Annotated in this window: 20 protein-coding genes; 11 read left to right on the forward strand and 9 right to left on the reverse strand. The window is 66.6% G+C overall.

Annotation, left to right across the window (positions count from 1 at the left end):
* Positions 1–18: 18 nt before the first annotated feature.
* From purQ to purC, 7 genes are all read right to left on the reverse strand, one after another.
* Positions 19–696, reverse strand: a complete 678-nt coding sequence (purQ, locus tag FA702_RS17535; protein ID WP_136957140.1) for a phosphoribosylformylglycinamidine synthase subunit PurQ — start codon at positions 694–696, stop codon at positions 19–21.
* A complete protein-coding gene (purS, locus tag FA702_RS17540) occupies positions 696–929 on the reverse strand; it encodes a phosphoribosylformylglycinamidine synthase subunit PurS (protein WP_136957141.1) in 234 nt (77 codons plus the stop codon). The genes purQ and purS overlap by 1 nt, the downstream gene beginning before the upstream one ends.
* Before the next feature lie 203 nt (positions 930–1,132).
* Positions 1,133–3,433 carry a TonB-dependent receptor gene (locus tag FA702_RS17545; protein WP_136957142.1) on the reverse strand — a complete coding sequence of 767 codons (2,301 nt, stop codon included), beginning with the start codon at positions 3,431–3,433 and terminating at the stop codon, positions 1,133–1,135.
* 2 nt (positions 3,434–3,435) lie between these two features.
* Complete coding sequence (locus tag FA702_RS17550) at positions 3,436–3,954, reverse strand: MarR family winged helix-turn-helix transcriptional regulator (RefSeq protein ID WP_136957143.1); 519 nt, start codon at positions 3,952–3,954, stop codon at positions 3,436–3,438.
* A gap of 221 nt (positions 3,955–4,175) precedes the next feature.
* Positions 4,176–5,243: a tyrosine-protein phosphatase gene (locus FA702_RS17555; protein ID WP_136957144.1), complete on the reverse strand. Its 1,068-nt coding sequence runs from the start codon at positions 5,241–5,243 to the stop codon at positions 4,176–4,178.
* A 96-nt stretch (positions 5,244–5,339) separates the two neighbouring features.
* Positions 5,340–8,192 (reverse strand): pitrilysin family protein, encoded by a 2,853-nt coding sequence (locus FA702_RS17560; RefSeq protein WP_136957145.1) that lies wholly within the window; start codon positions 8,190–8,192, stop codon positions 5,340–5,342.
* 115 nt (positions 8,193–8,307) lie between these two features.
* Positions 8,308–9,096: a phosphoribosylaminoimidazolesuccinocarboxamide synthase gene (gene purC / locus FA702_RS17565; RefSeq protein ID WP_136957146.1), complete on the reverse strand. Its 789-nt coding sequence runs from the start codon at positions 9,094–9,096 to the stop codon at positions 8,308–8,310.
* Positions 9,097–9,406: 310 nt separating this feature from the next.
* Between purC and wrbA the strand changes: the two genes are divergently transcribed.
* Positions 9,407–10,006 (forward strand): NAD(P)H:quinone oxidoreductase, encoded by a 600-nt coding sequence (gene wrbA / locus FA702_RS17570; protein ID WP_136957147.1) that lies wholly within the window; start codon positions 9,407–9,409, stop codon positions 10,004–10,006.
* Positions 10,007–10,255: 249 nt separating this feature from the next.
* Here the strand turns inward: wrbA and FA702_RS17575 are convergent, their stop codons facing one another.
* On the reverse strand, positions 10,256–12,193 hold the full coding sequence (locus FA702_RS17575; protein WP_136957148.1) for a prolyl oligopeptidase family serine peptidase: 1,938 nt from the start codon (positions 12,191–12,193) through the stop codon (positions 10,256–10,258).
* Positions 12,194–12,382: 189 nt separating this feature from the next.
* On the opposite strand from FA702_RS17575, the gene FA702_RS17580 reads away from it, so the two are divergent.
* From FA702_RS17580 to FA702_RS17610, 7 genes are all read left to right on the forward strand, one after another.
* Positions 12,383–12,793, forward strand: coding sequence for a ketosteroid isomerase-related protein (locus FA702_RS17580; RefSeq protein WP_136957149.1), 411 nt, complete (start codon positions 12,383–12,385; stop codon positions 12,791–12,793).
* Positions 12,793–13,404: a GNAT family N-acetyltransferase gene (locus FA702_RS17585; protein ID WP_136957150.1), complete on the forward strand. Its 612-nt coding sequence runs from the start codon at positions 12,793–12,795 to the stop codon at positions 13,402–13,404. Before FA702_RS17580 ends, FA702_RS17585 begins: the two co-directional genes overlap by 1 nt.
* A complete protein-coding gene (locus FA702_RS17590) occupies positions 13,398–14,297 on the forward strand; it encodes a carbon-nitrogen hydrolase family protein (RefSeq protein WP_136957151.1) in 900 nt (299 codons plus the stop codon). The genes FA702_RS17585 and FA702_RS17590 overlap by 7 nt, the downstream gene beginning before the upstream one ends.
* A gap of 110 nt (positions 14,298–14,407) precedes the next feature.
* Entirely contained in the window at positions 14,408–15,481 is a 1,074-nt protein-coding gene (locus FA702_RS17595) for a glycerophosphodiester phosphodiesterase (protein WP_255504643.1), read from the forward strand.
* A 68-nt stretch (positions 15,482–15,549) separates the two neighbouring features.
* Positions 15,550–17,748 (forward strand): alpha-ketoacid dehydrogenase subunit alpha/beta, encoded by a 2,199-nt coding sequence (locus FA702_RS17600; RefSeq protein ID WP_136957152.1) that lies wholly within the window; start codon positions 15,550–15,552, stop codon positions 17,746–17,748.
* Positions 17,741–18,754, forward strand: coding sequence for an ACP S-malonyltransferase (locus FA702_RS17605; RefSeq protein ID WP_136957153.1), 1,014 nt, complete (start codon positions 17,741–17,743; stop codon positions 18,752–18,754). Before FA702_RS17600 ends, FA702_RS17605 begins: the two co-directional genes overlap by 8 nt.
* A gap of 13 nt (positions 18,755–18,767) precedes the next feature.
* Positions 18,768–19,232 (forward strand): low molecular weight protein-tyrosine-phosphatase, encoded by a 465-nt coding sequence (locus FA702_RS17610; RefSeq protein ID WP_136957154.1) that lies wholly within the window; start codon positions 18,768–18,770, stop codon positions 19,230–19,232.
* Here FA702_RS17610 and FA702_RS17615 read toward each other — a convergent pair.
* Complete coding sequence (locus FA702_RS17615; RefSeq protein ID WP_136957155.1) at positions 19,229–20,335, reverse strand: PLP-dependent cysteine synthase family protein; 1,107 nt, start codon at positions 20,333–20,335, stop codon at positions 19,229–19,231. The genes FA702_RS17610 and FA702_RS17615 overlap by 4 nt on opposite strands.
* Before the next feature lie 164 nt (positions 20,336–20,499).
* Here FA702_RS17615 and FA702_RS23290 point away from each other — a divergent pair, with 164 nt between their 5' ends.
* From FA702_RS23290 to FA702_RS17625, 3 genes are read left to right on the forward strand one after another with little or no spacing between them, the layout of a single operon-like run.
* Entirely contained in the window at positions 20,500–20,868 is a 369-nt protein-coding gene (locus FA702_RS23290; RefSeq protein ID WP_255504644.1) for a hypothetical protein, read from the forward strand.
* Positions 20,869–20,895: 27 nt separating this feature from the next.
* Positions 20,896–23,310 carry a TonB-dependent receptor gene (locus FA702_RS17620; protein WP_255504645.1) on the forward strand — a complete coding sequence of 805 codons (2,415 nt, stop codon included), beginning with the start codon at positions 20,896–20,898 and terminating at the stop codon, positions 23,308–23,310.
* Positions 23,310–24,332, forward strand: a complete 1,023-nt coding sequence (locus tag FA702_RS17625; protein WP_255504646.1) for a phytase — start codon at positions 23,310–23,312, stop codon at positions 24,330–24,332. Before FA702_RS17620 ends, FA702_RS17625 begins: the two co-directional genes overlap by 1 nt.

Genomic DNA, 24,332 nt, shown 5'->3' on the forward strand with positions numbered 1-24,332 from the left:
GCCAGCCGGCCCGCGCCGTCAGGCGGTGACCAGCCCCCGGACAACGCTTTCGAACAGCACGCGGCCGTCGGTACCGCCCTGCGCCGCTTCAATCATGCGTTCGGGGTGGGGCATCATGCCCAGCACGTTGCCGCGATCGTTGAGCACGCCGGCGATATCGCGCTGTGAACCGTTGACCGGTTCGGCATAGCGGAACGCCACGCGGCCTTCGCCTTCCAGCCGGTCGAGCGTTTCGGCATCGGCGTAATAATTGCCGTCATGATGCGCGACCGGGATATGAATACGCTCGCCTGCATCGTAGCCGGAGGTGAACAGCGACTGGCTGGTTTCGACCTTGAGCGCCACGTCACGGCAGACGAAGCGGATGCCGGCATTGCGCATCAGCGCGCCGGGCAGCAGGCCGGCTTCGGTCAGCACCTGGAAACCGTTGCACACGCCGAGCACCGCCACGCCGCGTTCGGCGGCGCGGACCACCGCCTGCATCACCGGCGAGCGGGCAGCCATCGCGCCGGAACGCAGATAGTCGCCATAGGAGAAGCCGCCGGGCAGGGCGATGAAATCCAGGCCTTCGGGCAGATCGGCATCGCCATGCCAGACGCGGTGGACGGTGCCGCCGCTGATCTCCTCGATGGCGACCGCCATATCGCGATCGCAGTTCGATCCGGGGAAGGTGATGACGGCGGCCGTGAAGGACATCAGGCGACCCTTTCGATCCGGTAGTTCTCGATCACCATGTTGGCGAGCAGCTTGCGCGCCATGTCGTCGAGCGCCGCGTCGGTGACGGTTTCATCGACCTCGAGTTCGATCATGCGGCCGGCGCGGACATCGGTGACGCCCGAGAAGCCGAGGCCTTCCAGCGCGTGATGGATCGCGCGGCCCTGCGGATCGAGCACGCCGTTCTTCAGGCTGACAAAAACGCGGACCTTCATCGGCGGCGGGCCTTTCGCATCAAACGGGGGGATTGGGACTCGCCCGCGCCTATGCCCCCGCAAAGCGCGAAGGGCAAGGTCCGGATGGCGCAGCGTGGGCATGGAAACAGGCCATGCGCCGTCCGTGCAAAGAAAAACGGGTGCCGGCAAATATGCCGACACCCGCACCTCTGGCGTGACCGCGTAAGTCAGCCGTCAGGCTATCAGAACTTGTATCCGGCCGAGATGCCCCATTCGCGCGGGCGGCCATAGGCGCCTTCGGCCAGGCCGAAACCGGAAGAGGCGTTGCCCGACAGCAGGTAGAGCGTGTTTGTGAGGTTGGTGCCGAACGCCGAGAACGTCAGCGCATCGTTGGCGAAGGTGTAGCTGAAGCGTGCGTTCAGCAGCCCATAGCCCCCCTGCGTGATGATCGGCGTGTTGGCCACGTCGTTGTAGATGCGGCTGTACATCGTGTAGTCCACGCGCAGGCGGGCGTCGGACCCGTCGCTGAAGCCGTGGCTCACTTCGGCGCCGGCCGAGACGGTCCATTCCGGCGTCTTCACGAACTTGCTGTTGATCGTGATCGGCAGCACCTGCGTGGGGCCAAGGCCCTGGCCAACGCTGGTGTAGCGGGCGTGGGTATAGCCCACCGCCAGGTTGGCGCTGAACCAGTTCGCGGGGCGCATCACGGTTTCCAGCTCGAAACCGTCGATCTTGCCCGAAGCCGCGTTCGCCACGAAGTTCTGCGGCGTCTGGTTCACGGTCAGCTGGATGTTCTTGTACAGCGAATGGAACACCGCGAGGTTGGTGGTCAGCGCGCCGTCCAGCCACTTGGCCTTCACGCCGCCTTCATAGGTATCCAGCGTTTCCGGCGCGTACTGGGTCACTTCTGCCGCGCTGTCGAGCGGGCGACCGTTGAACCCGCCCTGCTTGAACCCGCGCGAGAACGAGGCGTAGAGCAGGATGTCGTCGGTGGCTTTGTAGTTCAGGCCGAAGCGCGGCGTGAACTTGTTGAACGTGGCTTCCTTGGTCACGTCCACGAACTTCACGTTGTCGCGCTGGCGCACGTTGATCGAGGTGAAGACCTTCTTGTCCGAGGTGTAGCGCGCGCCGACCGTGACCGACAGGCGGGGTACGATCTCGTAATCCGCCTGGCCGTAGAACGCGATGCTGCGGTTGTTGGTATAGTTCTGGATGAACACCGCCGGCGAATAGGGCGGGGTGGCGGCGAGCGGCGGCCACAGGCCGATGGCGAGGTCCGCCGTGGCGATGTCGCTGCCCTTTTCCTTGAAGTAATAGCCGCCGACGACGAAGCTCAGCTTGTCGTCCAGCACCTTGCCGCTGGCCTGAAGCTCCTGGCTGAACTGCCACTGCTTGTCGCGGTTGGTGGTCTGGCGGAACGTGAACGGAGTGTTGTCGCCATCGCGCGTGAAGTAGGCCTTCATGTCGCGGTAGGCGGTGATCGACTTCAGCGTGACCTGGCCGAGTTCCAGCGCCACGGTGCCCTGCGTGCCCCACAGGTCCAGATCGTTGCGGTTCGGGCCACCGGCCCAGGTTTCGAAGGGGCTGGCGGTGATGTAGCTCGCGTTCAGCGTCTTCTGGCCGTTCGGCGCGGTGATGCCCAGCGTGGGCGCGACGAAGCGGTTGTAGTTGGTGAGGAACGGCGTGCCGGTGATGCCAGGCACGTTAGCCACCGCCAGCAGATCCGAAGGCGCCGAGTTTTCACGCGCACGGGTGTAGTCCGCGCCGATGTCGATCGTCAGCGTTTCGGTCGGAGCGAGGCGCAGCGTGCCACGCACCATCTGGGCGTTGCGGTTGCCCTGCGTGCCGCCGTCATAGAGCCGCTTCACATAGCCATCGCGGTTGAGCGTCGCGCCCGAGAGGCGCAGCGCCACCTTGCCTTCGACCAGCGGGATGTTGACCGCGCCCTTCACGTCGATGCGATCGAAGCTGCCGTAGGTCGCTTCGAGCTTGCCTTCGAACACGTCGAGCTTCGGACGCGCGGTAGTGATGACCACGGCGCCGCCGATGGTGTTCTTGCCGAACAGCGTGCCCTGCGGGCCACGCAGCACCTGCACCGAGGCGATGTCCACCGCGTCCATCACGCCGCCGATCGAGCGGGCGTAGTAAACGTCGTCGACATAGAAACCGACGCCCGGATCGGAGAAGATGGCGAAGTCGTTCTGGCCCACGCCGCGGATGAAGACGGTGGCGTTGTAGTTGCCGCCCGAAAGCGCGGCGGCGCCATCGAAGCGGATGTTGGGTGTGAAGCGCGCGACCTGGTCGAGCGTATCCACATTGCGGGCGGCGAGCGCATCGCTGCCGAACGCCGTCACGGCGACGGGCACGTCCTGCAGGCGCTCGTTGGTGCGGCGCGCGGTGACGATGATGTCGTTGTTGCCGACATCGGATGCGGCTTCGGCCGACTGGCCTTCGCCCGATGCCTGCGCGGTTTGTGCCTGTGCGGCGAACGGCGTGGCGAGAAGCGCCGCGCCCGTCATCAGTTTCCATGCGACCTTGCGCATTGTCAGATCCCCTCTTTGGTGTTGGAGCGTGTGATGAAATCAACGGTGCTGGAGCGCACCCTTTCGAGCAGGCCGCGCAGCGTTTCCTGCTCGGCTTCGCTCAGGCAGCCGAACGAGATTTCGTCGGTGCGCAGCGATGCCTTGCGAAATTCCTCGTAGAGCGCCTCGCCTCGCAGGGTCAGGTTGATACCCGCGCGTCGAGAAACGCCTTGCTGGCGCGGCGCGACCGCGCCCAGCGCGGTGAGCGCGTTGACGACTTCCATCGCGCTGGCCCGATTGATGCTGAGCGCGCGGCCGAGGTCGGCCTGCCGGCATCCCGGATGGGCGCGAATGTAGGCGAGCGCGGTGGCGCGCGTGGCGGTCAGGCCCAGTTCGGCCAGCATTCCACGGATGACGTCCATCGCGAGAACGTCGGTCGCGTGCAATTGATAGCCGAGACGCGCGCCGATTTCGCCGAAAAGGCTGGCGGAGGAACCGTCGTTCGTGACCGTTGCGGTCTGGGCCGCGGATTTGCCTGGCATCCTTCAATCCCTCGCGGGCTGTCTCACGGCAGCCAACTTGTATGGAAGGCATACAAGTGCGGAGTGTTCGTGCCAATTGCTTTGTATGGTGGCCAGACAAAGCGCGGGGAATGTGTGGCTATTCTGCCGCACCGATCGCGGCAAGCCGGAACGCGCGATGCCCCGGCGGGCCGTGAACGTCCGCCCGGGCTCTGTCTTTCATCGAGATGATAATATTCGATCTATTCTGTATAATTGGCGCGCAGCGCGGCGATGTCGGCATCCGACAGGCCGATCTCCTGCTTCAGATAGCCATCGACAGACCCCCAGCGCTTTTCCACTTCATCCAGCGCGGCGAGGAGGAACGGCGTGCCGTCCGCTTCCACCAGCGGTTGCGGCTTCGCCAGTTCGGGTTTCGACTGGTAGTAGGAGAACAGCTTCGCCGCGTAATTGTCCGGGAAGGCGGCCGGATCGAACCGGGGCATTTCGTATTCGGGACGGCGCAGCGCGGTGGAGGCGAGATAGTCCTTCACGATCACCTCGCGCGGGGTGCCGAGCGCGGACAGCACGATCGCGGTGACGAAGCCGGTGCGGTCCTGCCCGGCGGAGCAGTTGTATTCGATCGGGCCTTCGTGGCGCTTGAGCAGGTCGAACACCAGCCGCAACTGCGGGGTAAGCAGCACTGGCATCCCGCGATAGACCGCGCTGCCGTTGGAGGGAACCGAGCCGGACGCCGCCATCAGGCGCTTCATGCTGTAGCCGACGGCGGTGTAGCGTACCCCGTCGATCCGGGTGGGAGCAAGCTGGCGCTCCTCGTCCGAGCGCAGGTCCACCATGGCGCTAAGCCGCAGCGTGCCGATCGTGGCGAGGTCTGTGTCGCTGAGCAGCGGGGTGGCGCCCGCGCGGTAGATCAGGCCCCAGCGCACCGTCTTGCCGCCGGCCGCCGGATAGCCGCCGATGTCGCGGAAGTTGGACCCCTGTTCGAGCGGGACAACGCGCTCGACCGCACGGGTGACGGTGCCCGTGGCGCGATCGCGTACCAGGAACCAGCCGCGTGCGACGGCGGGCAGGGTGATGGTCTCGTGCCCGTCGCGATCGTTGGCCGAGACCGGCGTAGCGGTGGCGATGGTGGCGTCGGGCGTTTCCGCGCGGAACAGGTCAACCGCCTTGATGCCGGTCCAGCGCACGTCGACGGTGGAGGGGGCGGTGCGGATGACTTCGATGGGCTGGCCGGTCTGCGCCGCTACGGGCAGGGCCAGCGCCATGGTGGCCAGGGCGGTTAAGCGCGTGAGCGTGCGGAAGCGGATCATGGCGGCCTTTCCTGTTGCGACATCCTGATGCGCGGGCGTTAGGCGCGGCGCATGACCGGTCAGTGACAGAAAAGGGCGACGGGATATGACGCGAGCTTACGCCGGCGGCGCTTCCACGCCTTCGGGCAGGACCAGCACCTGCACCGCCTTGTCCAGCGCCAGATAGCGGCGCGCCACGGTCAGCAGGTCCGCCGGGGTCAGCGCTTCCAGGCGGGCCTTGGCCTTGCGGAAGCGGTCGAAGCGCTCCGGCTCGCTCTGCGCGCGTTCGGCCAGTACCATCCAGCCGCTATTGGTCTTGAGCGCGTTGTCGATCCGCTCCAGCATTGGCGCGCGGGCGCGGCGGAGCACGTCGGCGTCGACCGGCGCGGTGGTGAGCTGGCGGACCGTATCGGTCAGCGCGGCGCGGGTGGCGGCGATGTCGGCCACATCGACCGACGCCTGGATCGCGAAGGTGCCATATCCGCGCCAGACGTGCGAGAGGCTGGACTGCGCGCCCGGCGAATAGGACTTGCCCAGCTTTTCGCGCACGGTGTCGAGCACCTCGATACCAGTCACCTCGTCCAGCAGATCGATAGCCATAGCCTCGTCGGGATTGCGGTCGTCGCGCGTGGGCCACACATAACGCACGATCGCCTGGTTCGCCTGCCCCTGGTGTCGGATCACGCGCAACCCGCGCGTGGTGGTGAAGGTGCGTTGGCGTTGGGCATCCCAGCCGCGGAATTCGCGTTCGCGCGGGGGCAGGGCGCCGAACGTGCGGGCGACCAGCGCGATCGCCTGCGCCTCGTCGAAATCGCCGACCAGCGCGATTTCCATCGCGCCGTTCGCCAGCCGGTCGGACACGGTGCGGCGCAGATCGGCGAAGCTGAGCTTCTGGTAGGCGGCGGGAGCTTGCAGGGTGAAGCGCGGATCGTCGTCCGAAAGCAGCCCGCCCAGCGTGTTGGCCAGCGCGGCCGACGGCGTGGCGCGGTAGCGCGCGAAGAAATTGGCGATGTTCTGCCGGTAGAGCACCTCGCCTTCGGGACGGTATCCGGGATCCGTGACTTGCGCGGCAAGGTACTGGAGTTGCGCTTCCAGATCGCGCCGCGTGGTGGTGACGCCCGAATAGAACGTGTCGCCCCCGGTGGCGATGCCGCCGCCGACCGAGCGCCCGGCCAGCAGCGTCTGGAGATCGTCCTGGCTGTGCTTGCCCAAGCCCCCGGCGGCGAACATCGCCATCATCTCGGTCGCCAGCGGATTGTCGCGGGTGTCGAGCATCTCGCCCCCGTCGATCGACAGGCGCACCTGGATGCGATCGGTTTCCAGCGTGGTGCGTTTCAGATTGAGGCGCACGCCGTTGGCGAAGCGGATCTCGCGGATGCCGAAGGCGGGCTCCGTGGTATCGGCGACGACCGCGCCCGGCGTGCCGAAATCGGTATAGGCAAAGGCGCCGGAAGGGCCGGTTTCGGGTAAGCCGGCGCGCGTGCGTGTCGCGGCGTTCCAGGCCTGCCGTACCGCCTTGTCACTGCCCGAGGGCGCGGTGCGGCCCTGGAAGCGGATCAGCGGATTGTCGAGCGGCACCGCCTCGCGCTTGAGCGCGGCCAGCACCGCCCGGGGCGTGATCTGCGGGGCGAAGGCGTTGAAGCGGGCGAGCGCACCGGCGGGATCGGTCGGCACCGTCTCATCGCGGATCAGGCCCAGCGCGGCCTGCACTAGCGTGCCGTTGCCGCGCGTACTTGCGCTGGCCGCCGCGTTCTCGATGCCAGTGCGGATATTGGCGACCTGTTCGTCGATTTCCGGCTGGGTGAAGCCCTTGTCGAGCGCCTGCCGCAGCGCCGTCGTCGCCACGGCAAGGCCGCGCTGCCAGCCGCCGTCCACGGTATCTACCACCAGATTGGTGGTGCGCCCGATCCGGAATACGTCGCTGGTGCCGAAGCCCGCGCCCCGGAACGGCGGATCGACCTTGCGGCTCATCCGCTGGAAGCGCCGGTTGATCACGCCATAGCCGACCTCGCGCAGCAGATTGACGCGGCGGCTGGCGATCGTGTCCGGCTCGTCGAGCCACGGGCCGTGGCGCGAGGCAGTCACGCGTTCGGACAGCGCCGGATCGACCCAGAGTTCGGTTCGGCCCTTCTGCGCGCGATCGACCTTGCCCTGGTCCGGCCGTGGCGGCGCCGGGTTGGGTTTCCAGCTGGCGAAGTGGGTTCGGATCGCGGCTTCTACCGCATCGGCGTCGAAATCGCCGATCACGATCAGCGTGGCGTTGGCGGGAACGTAGTGCCGCGCCCAGAACGAGCGCAGCGCTTCGGCGGTGGCTGCATCGAGCGTGGCGACGGTGCCGATCGGCAGGCGCGCGGGGTAGGTGGCGTGGGGGTAGAGGAAAGCAAGCTGGTCTTCGAGATTGGCGCGCTGGTAACCTTGCCCGTCGCGCAGTTCCGACAGCACCACGCCGCGTTCGCGCGCCACCGCTTCGGGCGCGAAGGTCAGCTCGCTCGCGGTCTCGCGCATCAGCATCAGCGCGGTGTCGAGCAGGGCGGGATCGGCGCGCGGCAGGTCGAGCATGTAGAGCGTCTGCTCGAACCCAGTCTGCGCGTTGGTGTCCGCGCCGAACGACAGGCCGTTGCGTTCGAGCAGGCGGATCATCTCGCCTTCGGGAACGTGGGTGCTGCCGTTGAAGGCCATGTGTTCGACGAAATGGGCGAAGCCGCGTTCCTGCGGTCCTTCGTCTAGCGATCCGGCGGCCACGTCCATGCGTACCAGCGCGGTGCCGGCCGGCGTGGCGTTGCGCCGGATCACATAGCGCATGCCGTTGGGCAGCTTGCCGAAGCGATAGGCGGCGTCGGGCGCGAGATCGCTTTGCTGGAAGGGCCAGTCGGGCTTGGTGGCGCCTTGCCGTGCAGAATGGGCCAGCGCCGGTGATGCTCCAAGCATCAAACAGCAGGCCAGCAGGAGCGGGAAAGGACGCGGCATCATCTCGGCGCTCATCCTGCCGCGAGTCGGCTTAACGGGCAATGAGGGATGCGAGCCGGAATGGCGGGGCAGGTATCCCCCTCCCGCGCGCAACCGCGCGAGAAGGGGCAAAGCACCCTTACTTCTTGTTGCGCAGCTTGCTGCGGTGCGCGCCGAGGTCGAAAACCTCGCTCGGGCCGTTGTCGCTTTCCAGCAGGCCCAGCCGGCGGGCAACTTCCTGATAGGCTTCCTCTTCGCCGCCCAGATCGCGGCGGAAGCGGTCCTTGTCGAGCTTTTCGCCAGTGGTCATGTCCCACAGACGGCAGCCGTCGGGGCTGATTTCGTCCGCCAGGATCACGCGGCTGTAGTCGCCGTCCCAGATGCGGCCGAATTCGAGCTTGAAATCGACCAGGCGGATGTTGATCGCCGCGAACATGCCGACCAGGAAATCGTTCACGCGGATCGCCATCGAGGAAATGTCTTGCATTTCCTCGTTCGAGGCCCAGCCGAAGCAGGCGATGTGTTCCTCGGCGATCAGCGGATCACCCAGCGCATCGTCCTTGTAGTAGTATTCCAGCAGGGTGTGGGGCAGCGGCTCGCCTTCGGGCAGGCCCAGGCGCTTGCTGATCGAACCGGCGGCCACGTTGCGCACCACGACCTCGATCGGGATGATTTCCACCTGCCGCACAAGCTGTTCGCGCATGTTGAGGCGGCGAATGAAGTGCGTGGGAATGCCGATGTGCGAAAGGCGCGTGAACACGTATTCGCTGATGCGGTTGTTGATCACGCCCTTGCCGTTGATCGTGCCGCGCTTCTGCGCGTTGAACGCGGTTGCATCGTCCTTGAAATACTGGATCAGCGTGCCGGGTTCCGGGCCTTCGTAGAGAATCTTGGCCTTGCCTTCGTAGATCTGGCGGCGACGGGACATGGGCGGGTCTTCCTCAAGCGTGCGAAGCCTTCTGGTCTTCGCGGGAAATCAAAAACCCCGGCGAGGCGAGGTGAGTCGCGAAAAGCGACCCTATCGCGGAAGCCGGGGCGTCGCAGCGCCCATAATGGAAAATCGCAAGTTGCGCAATTGCGTGCCGGATCGCCCGTGCCTTGCGCGGGGTGCGTTCTGGTTGTTCAAGATTCTGGAACGGTTTCTGCCAGTTTATCCGGATGACTCGATTGCGGGAATCGCGGCATAAGGGCTGCGTGTTCAAGCGGGGCCGCTCCCGCCACCAGCAAGGATGAAAACGATGAGCAAGGTCCTGGTTCTCTATTATTCCAGCTATGGCCACCTCGAAACGCTGGCCAACGCCATTGCCGAAGGCGCCCGTGCGACCGGCGCGGACGTGGACGTGAAGCGCGTTCCCGAAACCGTGCCGCTGGAAATCGCGCAGGGCGCGCATTTCAAGCTCGATCAGACCGCGCCCGTGGCGACGGTGGCCGAACTCGAAAACTACGACGCGATTATCGTCGGCACGGGCACTCGCTTCGGCCGCATCAGCTCGCAGCTGGCGGCGTTCCTCGACCAGGCCGGCGGCCTGTGGGCGCGCGGCGCGCTGAATGGCAAGGTCGGCGCGGCGTTCACGTCCACCGGCAGCCAGCACGGCGGTCAGGAAACGACGCTGTTCTCGATCATCACCAACCTGCTGCACTTCGGTCTGACGATCGTCGGCCTCGACTACGGCTTCCAGGGCCAGCTTGGCCACGATGAAGTCACCGGCGGCGCGCCTTATGGCGCGACCACGATTGCCGGCGGCGACGGAAGCCGTCAGCCGAGTGGAACCGAACTGGATGGAGCGCGTTATCTCGGCAAGCGCGTAGCCGAAACCGCCAACAAGCTGTTCGGCTAAAGCCCGATCCCCCAGGATCGGTCCGCGCCCGCGCTAGCCCCCCCTCTTAAGCGCGGGCATACGACGGGCCGATCTGACCCTGAAAAGGCCGTGGACTTCGTGTCCGCGGCCTTTTTGTTTGCGGACGGTGGGGCATGGAAAGGCCCACCCCGCTGCGACTAACGCCGCCCATGGCGGCGCAAGTCTCGCTCCCCTCCCGCTTGCGGGAGGGGCTGGGGGTGGGAAAACTCCCGTCCCGACGCCAATGCCCTACTTCTCGCCCAGCAGGTTGGCCTTCCAGAAGCCGATCTCCGTCCAGAACTGGTAGTCGGCGTTCTCCTTCTTGGCGAAGCCGTGGCCTTCGTTGAGCCCCACGATGTGCCAGGCCGGGCGGCCCTTGGCGCGCACGGCGGCCACCATCTGGTCAGCCTCGCTCTTGGGAACGCGCGGATCGTTGGCGCCGGTCACCACCATCAGGGGAATGGTCAGGCGGTCCACGCTGGTCAGCGGGGAGATCGCGGTCAGTTGTGCGCGCTGCTTCGGATCGCGCTCGTCGCCATATTCGGCGCGGCGCAGATCGCGGCGATAGCCCTGCGTGTTTTCGAGGAAGGTGACGAAGTTGCTGATCGCGACGATGCAGTCCGCCGCCTTCAGCCGGTCGCCATAGCGGATCGCGGAGGCATAGCACATGTAGCCGCCATAGGAGCCGCCGGTGACCGCCATCCGCGCCGGATCGATCGCCGGATCGGACTGAAGCCGGTCGAGCAGCGGGCCGATGTCCTTCACCGAATCCTCGCGCCGGAACGGGCCGTTGTCCAACCCGACGAAGCGCTTGCCGAAGCCCGACGATCCGCGCACATTGGGATAGAACACCGCGATGCCCAGTTCGTTGATGAGGTAGTTGACCCGCCCCTTGAAGCCGGGCGTGGTCTGTCCTTCCGGCCCGCCGTGGATGTTCACGATCAGCGGCCTCTTGCCCGGGAACTTCGCGGGATCGGGGCGGTAGAGGAAGCCGGTGACGGTCTCGCCATCGAAGCTCTTTACCTGCACCAGTTCGGGATCGACGTTGGCGGCAGGATCGAGGCCGCCGGTCTCGCTGGTGGTCCAGCGCGTGGCCGCCAGCGTCTTCGGATCGACGGCGAAGGCGTCCGCCGGCACCTTGGCGGAGGACAGCGTCAGCCCCACCGTGCCCCATGGCGCGACCTTGAGCGTGGAGATCACGCCCGCCGGCAGCGCGGTGACATCGCGGACGGTGCCGGTTTTCGGGTCCAGCAGGCGCAACTTCGAGATTCCGGTTTCGTTGACGGCATAGGCGATGAAGCTGCCATCGTCCGCGATCGAGAATTCCTCGACATCTCCTTTTGCGTCGGGCGCGCGTGGCGAGAACTTGCCGGTCCGGGGATCGAGCGTGCCCAGCCGCTGGTAGTCCGATCCCTCGTCGCTCGTCACCCACAGCGTGCCATCCGCTGCGAAATCGGCAGCGGCGTAGGAGATCGGCTTGGCATGGTCGCCGATCGGGGTGAGCTTGCCGCTGGCAATATCCAGCCACCACAGGTTGCTCTTCTGGATCGAGATGTATTCGCGCACCACCGCGCCCTTGCCGTCGGGCGAGAAGCCGGCGACCGACCAGCCGCCGCCCTTGACCTGCGCGACCAAGCGATTGGTCGCGGGATTGCGCGGGTTCACCACGTAGAGATCGGAATCGACGCCGTTGCGGCGCGTGGAACTGTACGCGATCCATTGCCCGTCATGGCTGAAGGCCTGGAATTCGTTGCGGCTCTTGCCATCGGTCAGCAGCGTCAGGCGGCCGTTCTTCAGCGTGTAGAGCTGGAAGAATTCGTCTCCGCCCTTGTCCTTGCGCACCACCAGCGTGCCGTCGTTCGGCGCGTACCAGCCGGCCAGCGGCTCCGCTTCGAAGCTGATCTGCTGGCGCGCCATGCCGGGGCCGGCCACGGTGTGCAACTGCGGCACGCTGGCGAAGCGGGTAGAGATCAGCATGCCGCGCGTGGTCGGGTTCCAGTCAAGGAAAGCGGCGGTGCGGTATTCCATGTAGGGTCGCGTGGCATCGACCACCGCCATCGGCACCGGCGGCGCGCCATCCACGGCAATGGTGGCAGGCTTTGGAGCGTCCTGCGCCAGCAGCGAGGCGGGAGCGATGGCAGCGGCCATGGCGATTGGGGCGGTCAGGGCGAGAAGACGAGCGCGCATCGGGTTCTCCGGTCCGGAACAGGGCGTTGCGTAGGACGCCGGTTGTGGCCGCGCACGGCGCGGTCCGCAACGTCCTTTTGACCGGCGCGCGGCGGCCGATTGTTGCACCCGTGCAGCAAACCTTTCCTGGCGCGGCTCTGGTCCCCGAACGGCGGATTGGCTAGGCAGGGCCGCAAAGGAGACCCGCCGATGAGCCGTGCCGCAACGCTTGCCCTTCTCGAAACCTATTATGGCGCGTTCAACGCCGGGGACTGGGAGGGGATGCTGGCGTGCCTGTCCGATGACGTGGCGCACGACATCAACCAGGGCGAACGGCAGGTGGGCAAGGACAAGTTCCGCGCCTTCATCGCACACATGGAACGCTGCTATCGCGAGCGACTGGAAGACATCGTGCTGATGGCGAACGAGGACGGTACGCGCGCGGCGGCGGAATTCGTGGTGCATGGCGAATACCTGACAACGGACGAGGGACTGCCCGAAGCCGACGGGCAGACCTATGTCCTGCCGGCGGGCGCTTTCCTCACCATCGCAGATGGCCGGATCACGCGGCTGACTATGTATTACAATCTGGCCGACTGGACGGCGCAAGTGGTCGGTTGATGGCTGCCGCCGACCGCGCACGGAGCGGAATCGCCGTCCGCCCGCTGACCGGGGAGGAGATCGCCGTCGTGCTGGGCGATCTCGCCGAGCTGCGCATCCGCGTCTTCGCGGCCTGGCCCTATCTCTATGACGGCGACGCGGCTTATGAGGCGGAATACCTGCGCGAATATGCCGCCGCGCCCGATGCGGTGCTGGTCGCTGCGTTCGACGGGGATCGCGTGGTCGGCGCGGCCACGGCGGCGCCGATGCTGCACCAGAAGGAGGAGTTCCGTGCCCCGTTCGAGGCGCGCGGACTGGATGTGGCGCGGCTGTTCTACTTCGGCGAAAGCGTGCTGCTGCCCGCATACCGGGGCCACGGCATTGGCCACGCCTTCTTCGACCATCGCGAGGCGCAGGCGCGGCACTGCGGCGCGGACGCGGCCTGCTTCGCGGCGGTGATCCGCCCCGGCGACCATCCGGCACGGCCGACGGGCTATACTCCGCTCGATGCGTTCTGGACGAAGCGCGGCTATGCGCCGATCGAAGGGCTGGTAACCGGCCTCGGCTGGAAGGAACATGGCGAGGACGGGGAAAGCGTGAAACCCATGCAGTACTGGTTGCGGCAATGGTGAACTGGCGCGTCGCGGCGGCGCAGTATCCGATCGACCGGCTTGTCGACTGGGACGCCTATGCCGCCAAAGTCGCGCAATGGGTGGCGCAGGCAGCGGAGGGAGGCGCGGCGCTGGCGGTGTTTCCCGAATATGGCGCGATGGAACTCGCGTCGCTCGATCCGGCGACGATGGGCGATCTGGCGGGATCGATCGAGACGGTTTCGGCGCTGTTGCCGCGCGTCGATGCGTTCCATGCCGACCTGGCCGCGCGGCACGGGATGCACATCCTGGCCGCCAGCGCACCGCGCAAGGATGCCGACGGGCGCTTCCGCAACGCAGCGCGGCTGTTCGCGCCGAACGGGCGGATAGGCGTGCAGGACAAGCTGGTGATGACCCGCTTCGAGCACGAACAATGGGGCATCGCGGCGGGCACGGGCCTCAAACTGTTCGAGACGGCGCTTGGCAGACTTGCGGTAAACATCTGCTATGACAGCGAATTTCCGCTGTTGGCTCGGGCGTTGGTGGAAGCGGGGGCGGAGGTTATCCTCGTCCCCTCGTGCACGGATTCGCTGCACGGATACTGGCGCGTGCGGATCGGTGCCCAGGCGCGGGCGCTGGAAGGGCAGTGCTACACCGTGCAATCGCCCACGGTGGGCGAGGCGGCGTGGTCCCCGGCGGTCGACGTCAATCGCGGCGCGGCGGCGGTCTATGGCCCGCCCGACCGGGGCATGCCGGCCGATGGCGTGCTGGCGATCGGCACGGAGAACGCGCCCGGCTGGGTTTTCGCCGAGATCGATACCGCGCGCGTGGCAGACTTGCGCGCGGACGGCGGCGTGCTCAACGCGCGCCACTGGGCCGAACAGCCCGGCGCGCAGGCGGTGCTGCCGGCGGTCGAGATCGTATCGCTGCTGTAGGCGCTTGTCACATGGCTGTCGTGTGGCGATCCTAGCGCGGTCTCTGGAATGAGGAGACGGCCATGACGATGGGATTTTCGCGGCGGAGCATAATGGCGATGGTAGCGGGAATGGGTGTAGCCGTGCTGGGCGGGGGCTCTGCTCTGGCCAACGCGCGTCAGCGTCCCGCGAAGCCGCTGCTCCTGGCGCATCGCGGCTGTTCGGCGCTGCGGCCGGAACATACGCTGGCCTCCTACGCGAAAGCGATCGCCGACGGGGCCGATTTCATCGAGCCGGACCTTGTCGCCACGAAGGACGGCGTGCTGGTGGCCCGGCACGAGAACAACATCGCCGAAACCACCGACGTCGCCGCGCATCCCGCATTCGCCGCGCGCAGGGCAGTGAAAGTGATCGACGGCGAGAAGCTGGAAGGCTGGTTCACCGAGGATTTCACCCTGGCCGAATTGAAGACGCTGCGGGCGAAGGAGCGGCTCGGCGCGCTGCGGCCGGAAAGCATGGGGTACGACGGGCAGTTTCAGATCGTCACCTTCGAGGAGGTGATCGATTTCGTCGCGGCCGAAGCGGCGGCGCGCGGACGAACGATCGGGATCATTCCCGAGATCAAGCATTCGACCTATTTCAACGGCATTGGCCTGCCGGTGGAGGACCTGTTTCTGGCGCGGGTGAGAGCCAGCCGGGTGCTGGCCACGATGCCGATGATCGTCCAGTCGTTCGAAATCGCCAATCTCAAGCGGCTGCGCACGATGCTGGCGGGCATGGCCAACGTCCAGTTGATGCAGTTGATCGATGACGATGCACAGCGTCCGGCCGACGTGGCGGCGGTGGATGGCGCGCTGACCTATGGTGCGATGCTGACGCCGGCGGGGCTGGCGGAGATCGCCGGCTATGCCGACTGGGTGGCCCCGGCCACGCGGCGGATCATCCCGCTCGGCGCCGATGGCCGGTTGGCGGCACCGACGTCGCTGGTGGAGGACGCGCACAAGGCCGGCCTGCTCGTGGGCACGTGGACGTTCCGGCCGGAGAACACGTTCATCGCAGGCGATTTCCGTGATAGCGGCGATGCGAAGGCGCGCAATCCGGAAGGCAGCGTGCGCGAGATCCGGCGCTATCTGCAAACCGGTCTGGATGGGTTCTTCACCGATGATCCCGCGCTTGGCTATCGCGCATTGCATGTGTCGCGATAGGGGGGTGACGCCCGATTTTCCTTGCGCTACGCAAGGGAAATGATCGCATTTGAAACCAGGTGGCGCTGATGGACGCCGCCGAGCAGGTCCACCAGCAGTTCCTTGCCGCGCTCGATGGCGGCGGGCTGCGGCGGCGTTCCAACCTGGGATTGGCCGACGTGGGGCTGGCGCCCGAACGCGCCGCCGCGCTGCTCCACAGCCAGATGCTCAGCCGTCAGCTCGACCGGCTTTCGCGCAAGCTGCAGGCGCGGGGCGAGGGGTTCTACACCATCGGATCGTCCGGACACGAAGGCAACGCCACGCTGGCCGAGGCGTTGCGCACCGACGATATAGCGTTCCTCCACTATCGCGATGCGGCATTCCAGATCCACCGCGCCGGGCGCGTGCCGGGCGAGAACCCGGCGTGGGACATGCTGCTGTCGTTCACCGCCTCGGCGGAAGACCCGATCTCGGGCGGGCGGCACAAGGTGCTGGGATCGAAGCGGCTGGCCATTCCGCCGCAGACCAGCACGATCGCCAGCCATCTGCCCAAGGCGGTTGGCGCGGCCTTTTCCATCGGTATCGCCCGCCGGATGGGGCTGGAGGACACACCGCTGGCGCAGGATGGCGTGGTGCTGTGCAGCTTCGGCGATGCATCGGCCAACCATTCCACCGCGCAAGGGGCGATCAACACCGCCGCCTGGGCCGCGTTCCAGGGCACGCCGCTGCCGCTGGTGTTCCTCTGCGAGGACAACGGCATCGGTATTTCCACGCGCACGCCGCAGGGGTGGATCGAGGCGAACTTTTCCGGACGCGCCGGGCTACATTATATCCAGTGCGACGGCAGCGATCTGGTCGATGCCTGGCGCGGTGCGCGCGAGGCGGTCGATTATGCCCGCCGCCATCGCAAGCCGGTATTCCTGCACATGCGCACGGTGCGGCTCTATGGCCATGCCGGCAACGACGTGCAGCTTGTCTATCTGTCCAAGGACGATATCCGGCGTGACGAGGAGCGTGATCCGTTGCTGTCGAGCGCGGCCCTGCTGATCGAGGAAGGCGTGATGACCGCCGCCGACGTGCGGCGTGAATACGACGCGATCGAGGCATCGTTGCTGCGGCAGGTGGAACTGGCGATCCGGCGGCCCAAGCTGAAGGATGCGGCCGAAGTGATGGCCAGCATCGTGCCGCCCAAGCGCGAAGGCGGGGAGCATCCCGTTCCGGCGGCGGAGGCTCGCGCGGCGCTGTTCGCCGACGATGCCGCGCAGATGGAGAAGCCGCAGCACATGGCGCGCCTGCTGTCGTGGGCGATGGCGGACCTGCTGCTGCAATATCCCAACGCCATCGTCTGCGGTGAGGACGTGGGGCCGAAGGGCGGCGTCTATAACTGCACGGCCAAGCTGCATCAGCGCTTCGGTTCGGCGCGCGTGATCAACACGCTGCTGGACGAACAGGCGATCCTGGGCCTTGCCATTGGCGCGGCGCACAACGGCCTGCTGCCGATGCCGGAAATCCAGTTCCTGGCCTATGTCCACAATGCCGAGGACCAGATCCGGGGCGAGGCGGCCACGCTCTCGTTCTTCTCGAACGGGCAATACACCAACCCTATGGTCGTGCGGATCGCCGGGCTGCCCTACCAGAAGGGTTTCGGCGGCCACTTCCACAACGACAACTCGCTGGCCGTGTTCCGCGACATTCCCGGCGTGGTGCTGGCGGTGCCGTCGAACGGGCGCGATGCCGTGGCGATGCTGCGCGAATGCGTGCGGCTGGCACACGAGGAACAGCGCGTGGTGGTGTTCGTGGAGCCGATCGCGCTCTACATGACGCGCGATCTTCATGCCGAGGGCGATGGCCTGTGGACAAGCGTCTATCAGGCGCCGAGCGAGGGTGCGGTGCGGCTCGGCGAAATCGGCGTACATGGCGACGGTACTGATCTTGCCGTGGTGACGTATGGCAACGGCGTTTATCTCTCGCTGCAGGCGCAGAAGCTGCTGGCGGAGAAGGGCGTTGCGGTGCGGGTGATCGATCTGCGCTGGATCGCGCCGCTGGCGGAGGATGCGCTGCTCGAAGCGGTCGCGCCCTGCGGCAAGGTGCTGATCGTCGACGAATGCCGCGAGACCGGATCGCAGAGCGAAGCGCTGATGGCGCTGTTCGCCGAACGCGCGGGCGGCCAGCCGGCGGCGCGGATCGCGGCGACCGACAGCTTCATCCCACTGGCCCGCGCGGCGACGCATACGCTGCCGAGCCGCGACATGATCGTGGCCAAGGCGCTGGAGATGGCGCGTGGCTAAGCAGTCCATCCTTGTCGTCTGTCCGGGGCGGGGCACTTACAACGCGCCGGAGCTGGGTTATCTGGCGCGGCACCATGGCGGCCGGGCGGAACTCGCCGCGTTCGATGCCCTGCGCGCGCGCCATGGCGCGCCGACGCTGAGCGAACTGGACGGCGCGGCGAAGTTCAGCCCGTCGCTCCACACGCGCGGCGATATCGCGGCGCCATTGATCTATGCCGCGTCGTACCTCGACTTCCTCAGCATCGATCGCGACCGGTTCGAGGTGGTGGCGGTGACCGGCAATTCGATGGGCTGGTACACCGCGCTGGCCTGCGCGGGCGCGGTCTCGGGCGAGCACGGCTTTGCCATCGCCGATGCCATGGGCGTCAATTCGCAGAAGCACGCTCCCGGCGGGCAGGCGGTGCTGGTGCTGGCGGGCGAGGACTGGCGCGTCGATCCCGCGCTGCGTCGGGCGGTGGACGCGGCGATGGCGCGCCATGGCGTGCTGCCCTCGATCCATCTCGGCGGGATGCTGGTGGTGGCGGGAAGCAAGGCCGCGCTCGATGCGCTGGAAAAGGACCTGCCGGAGCTATCGCGTCCACCCTTGCGGCTGGCCGGCCACGGCCCGTTCCACACGCCGCTGATGGCGGAAAGCGCCAACGCGGCGCGGGCAAGTCTGCCGGCCACCTGGTTCGGCCGTCCGGACGTGCCGCTGATCGATGGGCGCGGCCGGATCTGGCGGCGCTTCGAAAGCGATGGGGAAAGCCTGTGGGATTACACCTTCGGGCACCAGATCCTCGCGCCCTATGACTTCACCACCGCGATGACCGTGGCCATCCGCGAGTTCGCGCCGGAACGGATCGTGCTGCTGGGTCCGGGCGAAACGCTGGGCGGGGCGATCGGGCAAGTGCTCGTCGCGCTGAATTGGCTGGACATCGGCTGCAAGGATGCGTTTTCATCGCGGCAAGGAGAGGATGCGTACCTGATCGGCATGGGGAGACCCGGCCAGCGGGAGTACGTCATCTGATGAAAACAATCTTGTGAACCAGCCATCCGTGCTGTTCGTGTGCCTCGGGAACATCTGCCGTTCGCCGATGGCGGAGGCAGCGTTGCGCGCGCGGGCCGCGGAGGCCGGGATCGCGGTGACGGTCGATTCCGCCGGCACCGGGGACTGGCATGTCGGCCGCCCGCCCGATCGCCGCGCGATCATCGAGGCGGGGCGCCACGGCATCGACATATCCGGCTATCGCGCGCGCCAGGCGAAGGCGGAGGATTTTCTGCGCTTCAGCCATATCTTCGCGCTCGATCCGCAGAACCTGCGCGACTTGCAGACCATCGCCCCGCGCCGGCATCTGGCCCGGCTCGGCCTGCTGATGGACCTCGTGCCCGGTCGCGAAGGGACGGCGGTGATCGATCCCTACTACGGCGAGGCCGAGGACTTCGAGCGCGCCTGGGCCGACGTGAGCGCGGCGGCGGACGTGCTGATCGGGCGGCTGGGGCGCTAGCTCAACAGCGCGTAAATGCGTTCGTCCTCGGCCTGCCAGTCGATGCCGTTCGCCGCGAGCCAGGCGTCGTCATAATGCGTCCCGGCATAGCGTTCGCCGGAATCGCACAGGATGGTGGCGATCGACCCGGCCTGTCCGGCCGCCGCCATTTCCCCGATCAGGGCGGCGCAGGCGTGGATGTTGGTCCCGGTCGATCCGCCGACGCGGCGACCGATCCGGCGCGAGAGCGCGCGCATCGCGCCGATCGATCCGGCATCGGGAATGGCCATCATGCGATCGACCACTTGGGGCACGAACGACAGTTCCACGCGCGGACGGCCGATGCCTTCGATGCACGAGCACTTGCCGCAGCCAAGGTCGCGGATCGAGCGGTCGGCGAAATGGCGGTGGAACACCGATCCTTGGGGGTCCGCCACGCACAACCGCGTGTCGTGCCGCGCATAGCGGATGTAGCGGCCGATCGTGGCGGAGGTGCCGCCGGTGCCCGCGCCGCAGACGATCCACGTGGGCACCGGATGTTCCTCGTTGCGCATCTGGCGGAAGATGGTGTCGGCGATGTTGTTGTTGCCGCGCCAGTCGGTCGCGCGTTCGGCATTGGTGAACTGGTCTAGGAAATGGCCGCCGGTCTCCAGCGCCAGTATGCGGGCGGCATCGGTCACTTCGCCGGCGTTCTGGACGAAATGGACGTCCCCGCCATGGAAGCGGATCGCCTCGATCTTGGCGGGAGAAGTGCCGTGCGGCACCACCGCGATGAACGGCAGGCCGATAAGCCGGGCGAAATAGGCTTCGGAAACGGCGGTCGATCCGCTGGTCGCATCGATCAGCGGGGTGCCGGGGCCGATCTGCTGGTTGCACAGCGCATAGAGGATCAGCGAACGGGCGAGGCGGTGCTTGAGGCTGCCGGTAGGGTGGCTCGATTCATCCTTGAGATAGAGCGTGATGCCGGGAAAGCGGGGCAGTTCCACGCGCACCAGATGGGTTTCGGCCGAGCGGGTGAAATCGGCATCGATCCGCCGCACCGCTTCCAGCGTCCAGGCGCGCAGAGCTTCCGGCGAGAGGGTTTCAGCCGGCGGAAATGATGAATGCGGGGCGGTCTGGGTCATTCGCCCGCCTTTAGAAGTCTGGCTTTGCGATGACAAACTTTACCTTTCAACGGGAAGATGACCGGTTTGTGAATGGATCATTACGGATCGGTAACCTTCGTCGCGAATCCGTCAAATACGCCCCCTAGGCGCGGCCCTGACCGTCAAAGAAGTGGGGACCGTACATGCTTTCGATCACGCATCCCGGCGCAGCGCGCCGGGCGTTCTATCGTGCCATCCTGATGGCCAGCGCCTGCGGCGGTCTGGCCGTTGCGCCCGCCCATGGGCAGGAAGCGCCGGCCGTTCCGGGCGAGGAAGAAGCGGGCGAGCAGATCGTCGTGAACGGATCGCGCCCGATCGTCGAATCCGAAGAAGCCGCGCTGCAAGTGCAGAAGATGTCGGATTCGCTGGTGGCCGTGGCCGCATCCGACAGCGTGGGGCGCTTGCCCGACCAGAACATCGCCCAGGCAGCCAGCCGCCTGCCGGGCATCGCGGTGGAGCGCGATCAGGGGCAGGCGCGCTATATCAGCCTGCGCGGCGCGCCGAAGAACTAGACCACGCTGTCGTTCGACGGGATCAACGTGGTCAGCCCGGAAGGGCGCAACGCCCGCTTCGATTCGATCCCGTCCGCCATCGCCGGCAAGATCATCGTGTCGAAGGCGGTAACGCCCGACATGCCGGGTGAGACCGTGGCGGGTAACGTCAACATCGTCACCCGCTCGGCGTTCGATTATTCCGGCTTCCACATCGCGGGCAAGGCCGGCGCGGGCGTGGCCGAATACGGCAGCCGTCCGCAGTACGAAGGATCGCTGGTGCTGTCCGACCGCTTCAACGTGGGCGGCGGCGAGATCGGCGTGCTGGTGTCCGGCTCTTACTACGAGCGCCGGATGATCACCGACAATTTCGAGCACGACTGGGAGCAGGTAAGCCAGGACGTGCGGCCGGGCTACGAAACCCGCTTCTGGACGCACGAAACCGAAAACAAGCTCTACCGCCTGACACGCAAGAACTGGTCGGTTTCCGGGCGGCTCGACTGGAAGCCGGACGCGAACAACACCATTTCGCTGCGGTCGATCTACACGATCTTCACCGACGACGAGGCGCGCGACAACTACCGCTTCGACATGGATGACCGGCAGGGCGATCTCGTCGCCAACAGCGCGGCGTGCAACGCCACTGTGAACACGGCGCCGACGACCTCCGGTTATGCCGACGTGTGTATCGGCAACACGCCGCTGAAGGGCACGATCTATGGCATCGACATCCGCCAGCGGTCGACGCTGCGCGCGTTCAAGCAATCGATCTTCACCAACACGCTGCAGGGCACGCACGCGTTCGGCGATGGCTGGACGCTGGACTGGCTGGGCAACTACACCGAATCCAAGGATGACCGTTCGGTGGTGGGCGAAGCTTCGTGGAACAGCCCCAACACGCGCAACCTGCGTCCTACCGTGGCCTATGATTTCACCGACCCCAACCTTTCGCCGCTGACGCTGTACACCACCACCCAGCTTTCCAGCCCTACGCGCTACACGGCCGGATCGCAGGTGACCGCGATCGATACCTTCACCAAGCCGCTGGCCACCTTCACGGTGCTCGACGCGGTGGACACCACCAAGGCCTACACCGGCCGGCTGGCGCTTTCGCGCGAAACGCGGTTCCTGGGCGCGGACGCCACGTTCAAGGCCGGCTTCCAGTTCGACCAGCGGACCAAGGTGGCCAACGAGAACCTGCTGACGCTGGATACGTCGGCGCAGTTCTCCGCCGCCGGCATCCCCACGGACTACAACCAGTTCTCGCTCGACACGGCGTTCATGGGCAAGATCCAGCCGGGCTATACGTTCCGCTATTTCGATACCGCGAAAATGCGCGCGGCTTCGGAAGCGGCGCGCAAGGTCGGCACGTTCGTGCCGCAGATCGCCAATAATTATAACGTGCGCGAACAGGTGTTCGCCGGCTACCTGATGGGCACGCTGCGCTATGACTGGGGCTCGATCGTCGGCGGCGCGCGGGTGGAGCACATCAAGAACCGCGGCATCGCCACCGGCATCACGGCCGAGGCCGACCAGACGCTCGTGTTCCCCAGCCTGCACGTCAACTACAACCTCGACGACACCAAGAAGGTGCGCCTGTCGCTCAACACCGGTGCCGCGCGGGCCGATTACGATCTGCTGCGTCCCAACGTGGTGATCAACGATGCCAACGAAACGATCTCCGGCGGCAACCCGGCGGTGAAGCCGGAACGCGCGTGGGGCCTGGACGGCTATTTCGAATGGTACGTGAAGCCGCAGGGCTACCTGATGGTTGGCGTGTTCTACAAGCAAGTGACCGATGTGCTCTACTCCCAGCGGCGCACGTTCGGTTCCGACGCGCTGAACATCGGTGGGGTGGACCGTTCGGGCTACATCTTCTCGGGCATCACCAACGGCGGCAGCGGGCGCATCTACGGCATGGAAGCGGCCGCGCAGTTCCAGCTGGAACCGTGGGCGGAACAGCTGGGCATCCCGTCCTGGATGGGCGGGTTCGGCATCAGCGCCAACGTCACCCTGAACAACAGCAGGGTCAGCAAGCCGGCGGTATATGACACGTCCGGCGCGCTGCTGGTGCCGGGGCGCAAGGTGCGCCTGCCGAACACCTCGGACCTCGTGTACAACATCGGCGGCTATTACGAGAAGTACGGCTTCTCGCTGCGGCTGCAGTACCAGCGGCGCAGCAAGTGGCTGGATGGCATCGCCGATACCCTGACCGACGCGGGCGATGCCTATTGGGCGGCGGACGACGAGATGGATTTCTCGGCGCGCTATGCCGTGAACAAGCATGTCGAGATCTACTTCGACGCCCAGAACCTGCTCAACCAGCCGGGCCGCCGCTTCGTCGATCCTTCGGGCATCCTCAACGCCAAGGGGATCAAGACCGGTGGCGCGATCGAGAACTACACGATCGAATGGGAACGCTTCGGCCGTCGTTACAGCGGCGGTATCCGGGTCACGTTCTGATGCTGCTGACGATCTGGAGCACCGCCGCACTGGCAGCAGCCGCGCCGCTGTCGATCCCCACCGTCGAAGTCACCGCGCGCGGGGAAACGGCGCCGGTGGCGACGGCGCAGGGCGATGCGGCGGACGATCCGGCGATCTGGCGCAATCCGGCGCGGCCGGGGGAAAGCCTGATCGTCGGCACCGACAAGAAGGCCGGGCTCTACGTCTATGGCATGGACGGCCAGGCGCGCGATTTCGCGGCGGCCGGGCGGCTCAACAACGACGACCTGATCGACATGGGCGCGGCCGGCGTGATCGTCGTGGCCAGCGACCGCAACGACGAGGCGCAGGCGAAGCTGCAGGTCTGGCGGCTCGATACCGCGGCGGCCAAGCTGCGGCCGCTGGGCGCGGTGACGGGCGGTGCTGGCGAGGCTTATGGCGTGTGCCTGCTTCGCGATGCGGCCGGGCTGACCGCGTTCTCCGTGCTCAAGCACGGGGCGATCGTGCAGGTGCGGATCGCGCTGGACGGCGCGACGCCGGCCGGCCGGATCGTGCGAACCATGCAGTTGCCGACCCAGACCGAGGGCTGCGTTGCCGATCCGCGTACGGGCACGCTCTACGTGGGCGAGGAAGACCGGGGCATCTGGGCGTTCGATGCGCGCGCGGATCGCCCCGCCGAAGCCACGCTCATCGCCACGGTCGATCGCGCGCACCTGTTCGACGATGTGGAAGGTCTGGCGCTGATGCCGGTGGGCCGCGACGGCGGCTGGCTGATCGCTTCGAGCCAGGGCGACAATGCCTATGCGCTGTTCGAGCTGCCGTCGATGAAGCCGGCGGGCCGTTTCCGCGTGGTGGCGGGGCGGTTCGGCGGCACCGAGGAAACCGATGGCATCGCCGTGATGCCAGGCAGCTTCGGCAAGGACTATCCCGCCGGGCTGTTCGTGGCGCAGGACGGGCACAACCAGCCCGCGCCGCAGAACTTCAAGCTGGTATCCTGGCGCGATGTTCTGGCCGCGCTGCGGAAAGTGCGCGGGCGTCGATGA

This window comes from Novosphingobium sp. EMRT-2 (assembly GCF_005145025.1).
Classification (GTDB): domain Bacteria; phylum Pseudomonadota; class Alphaproteobacteria; order Sphingomonadales; family Sphingomonadaceae; genus Novosphingobium.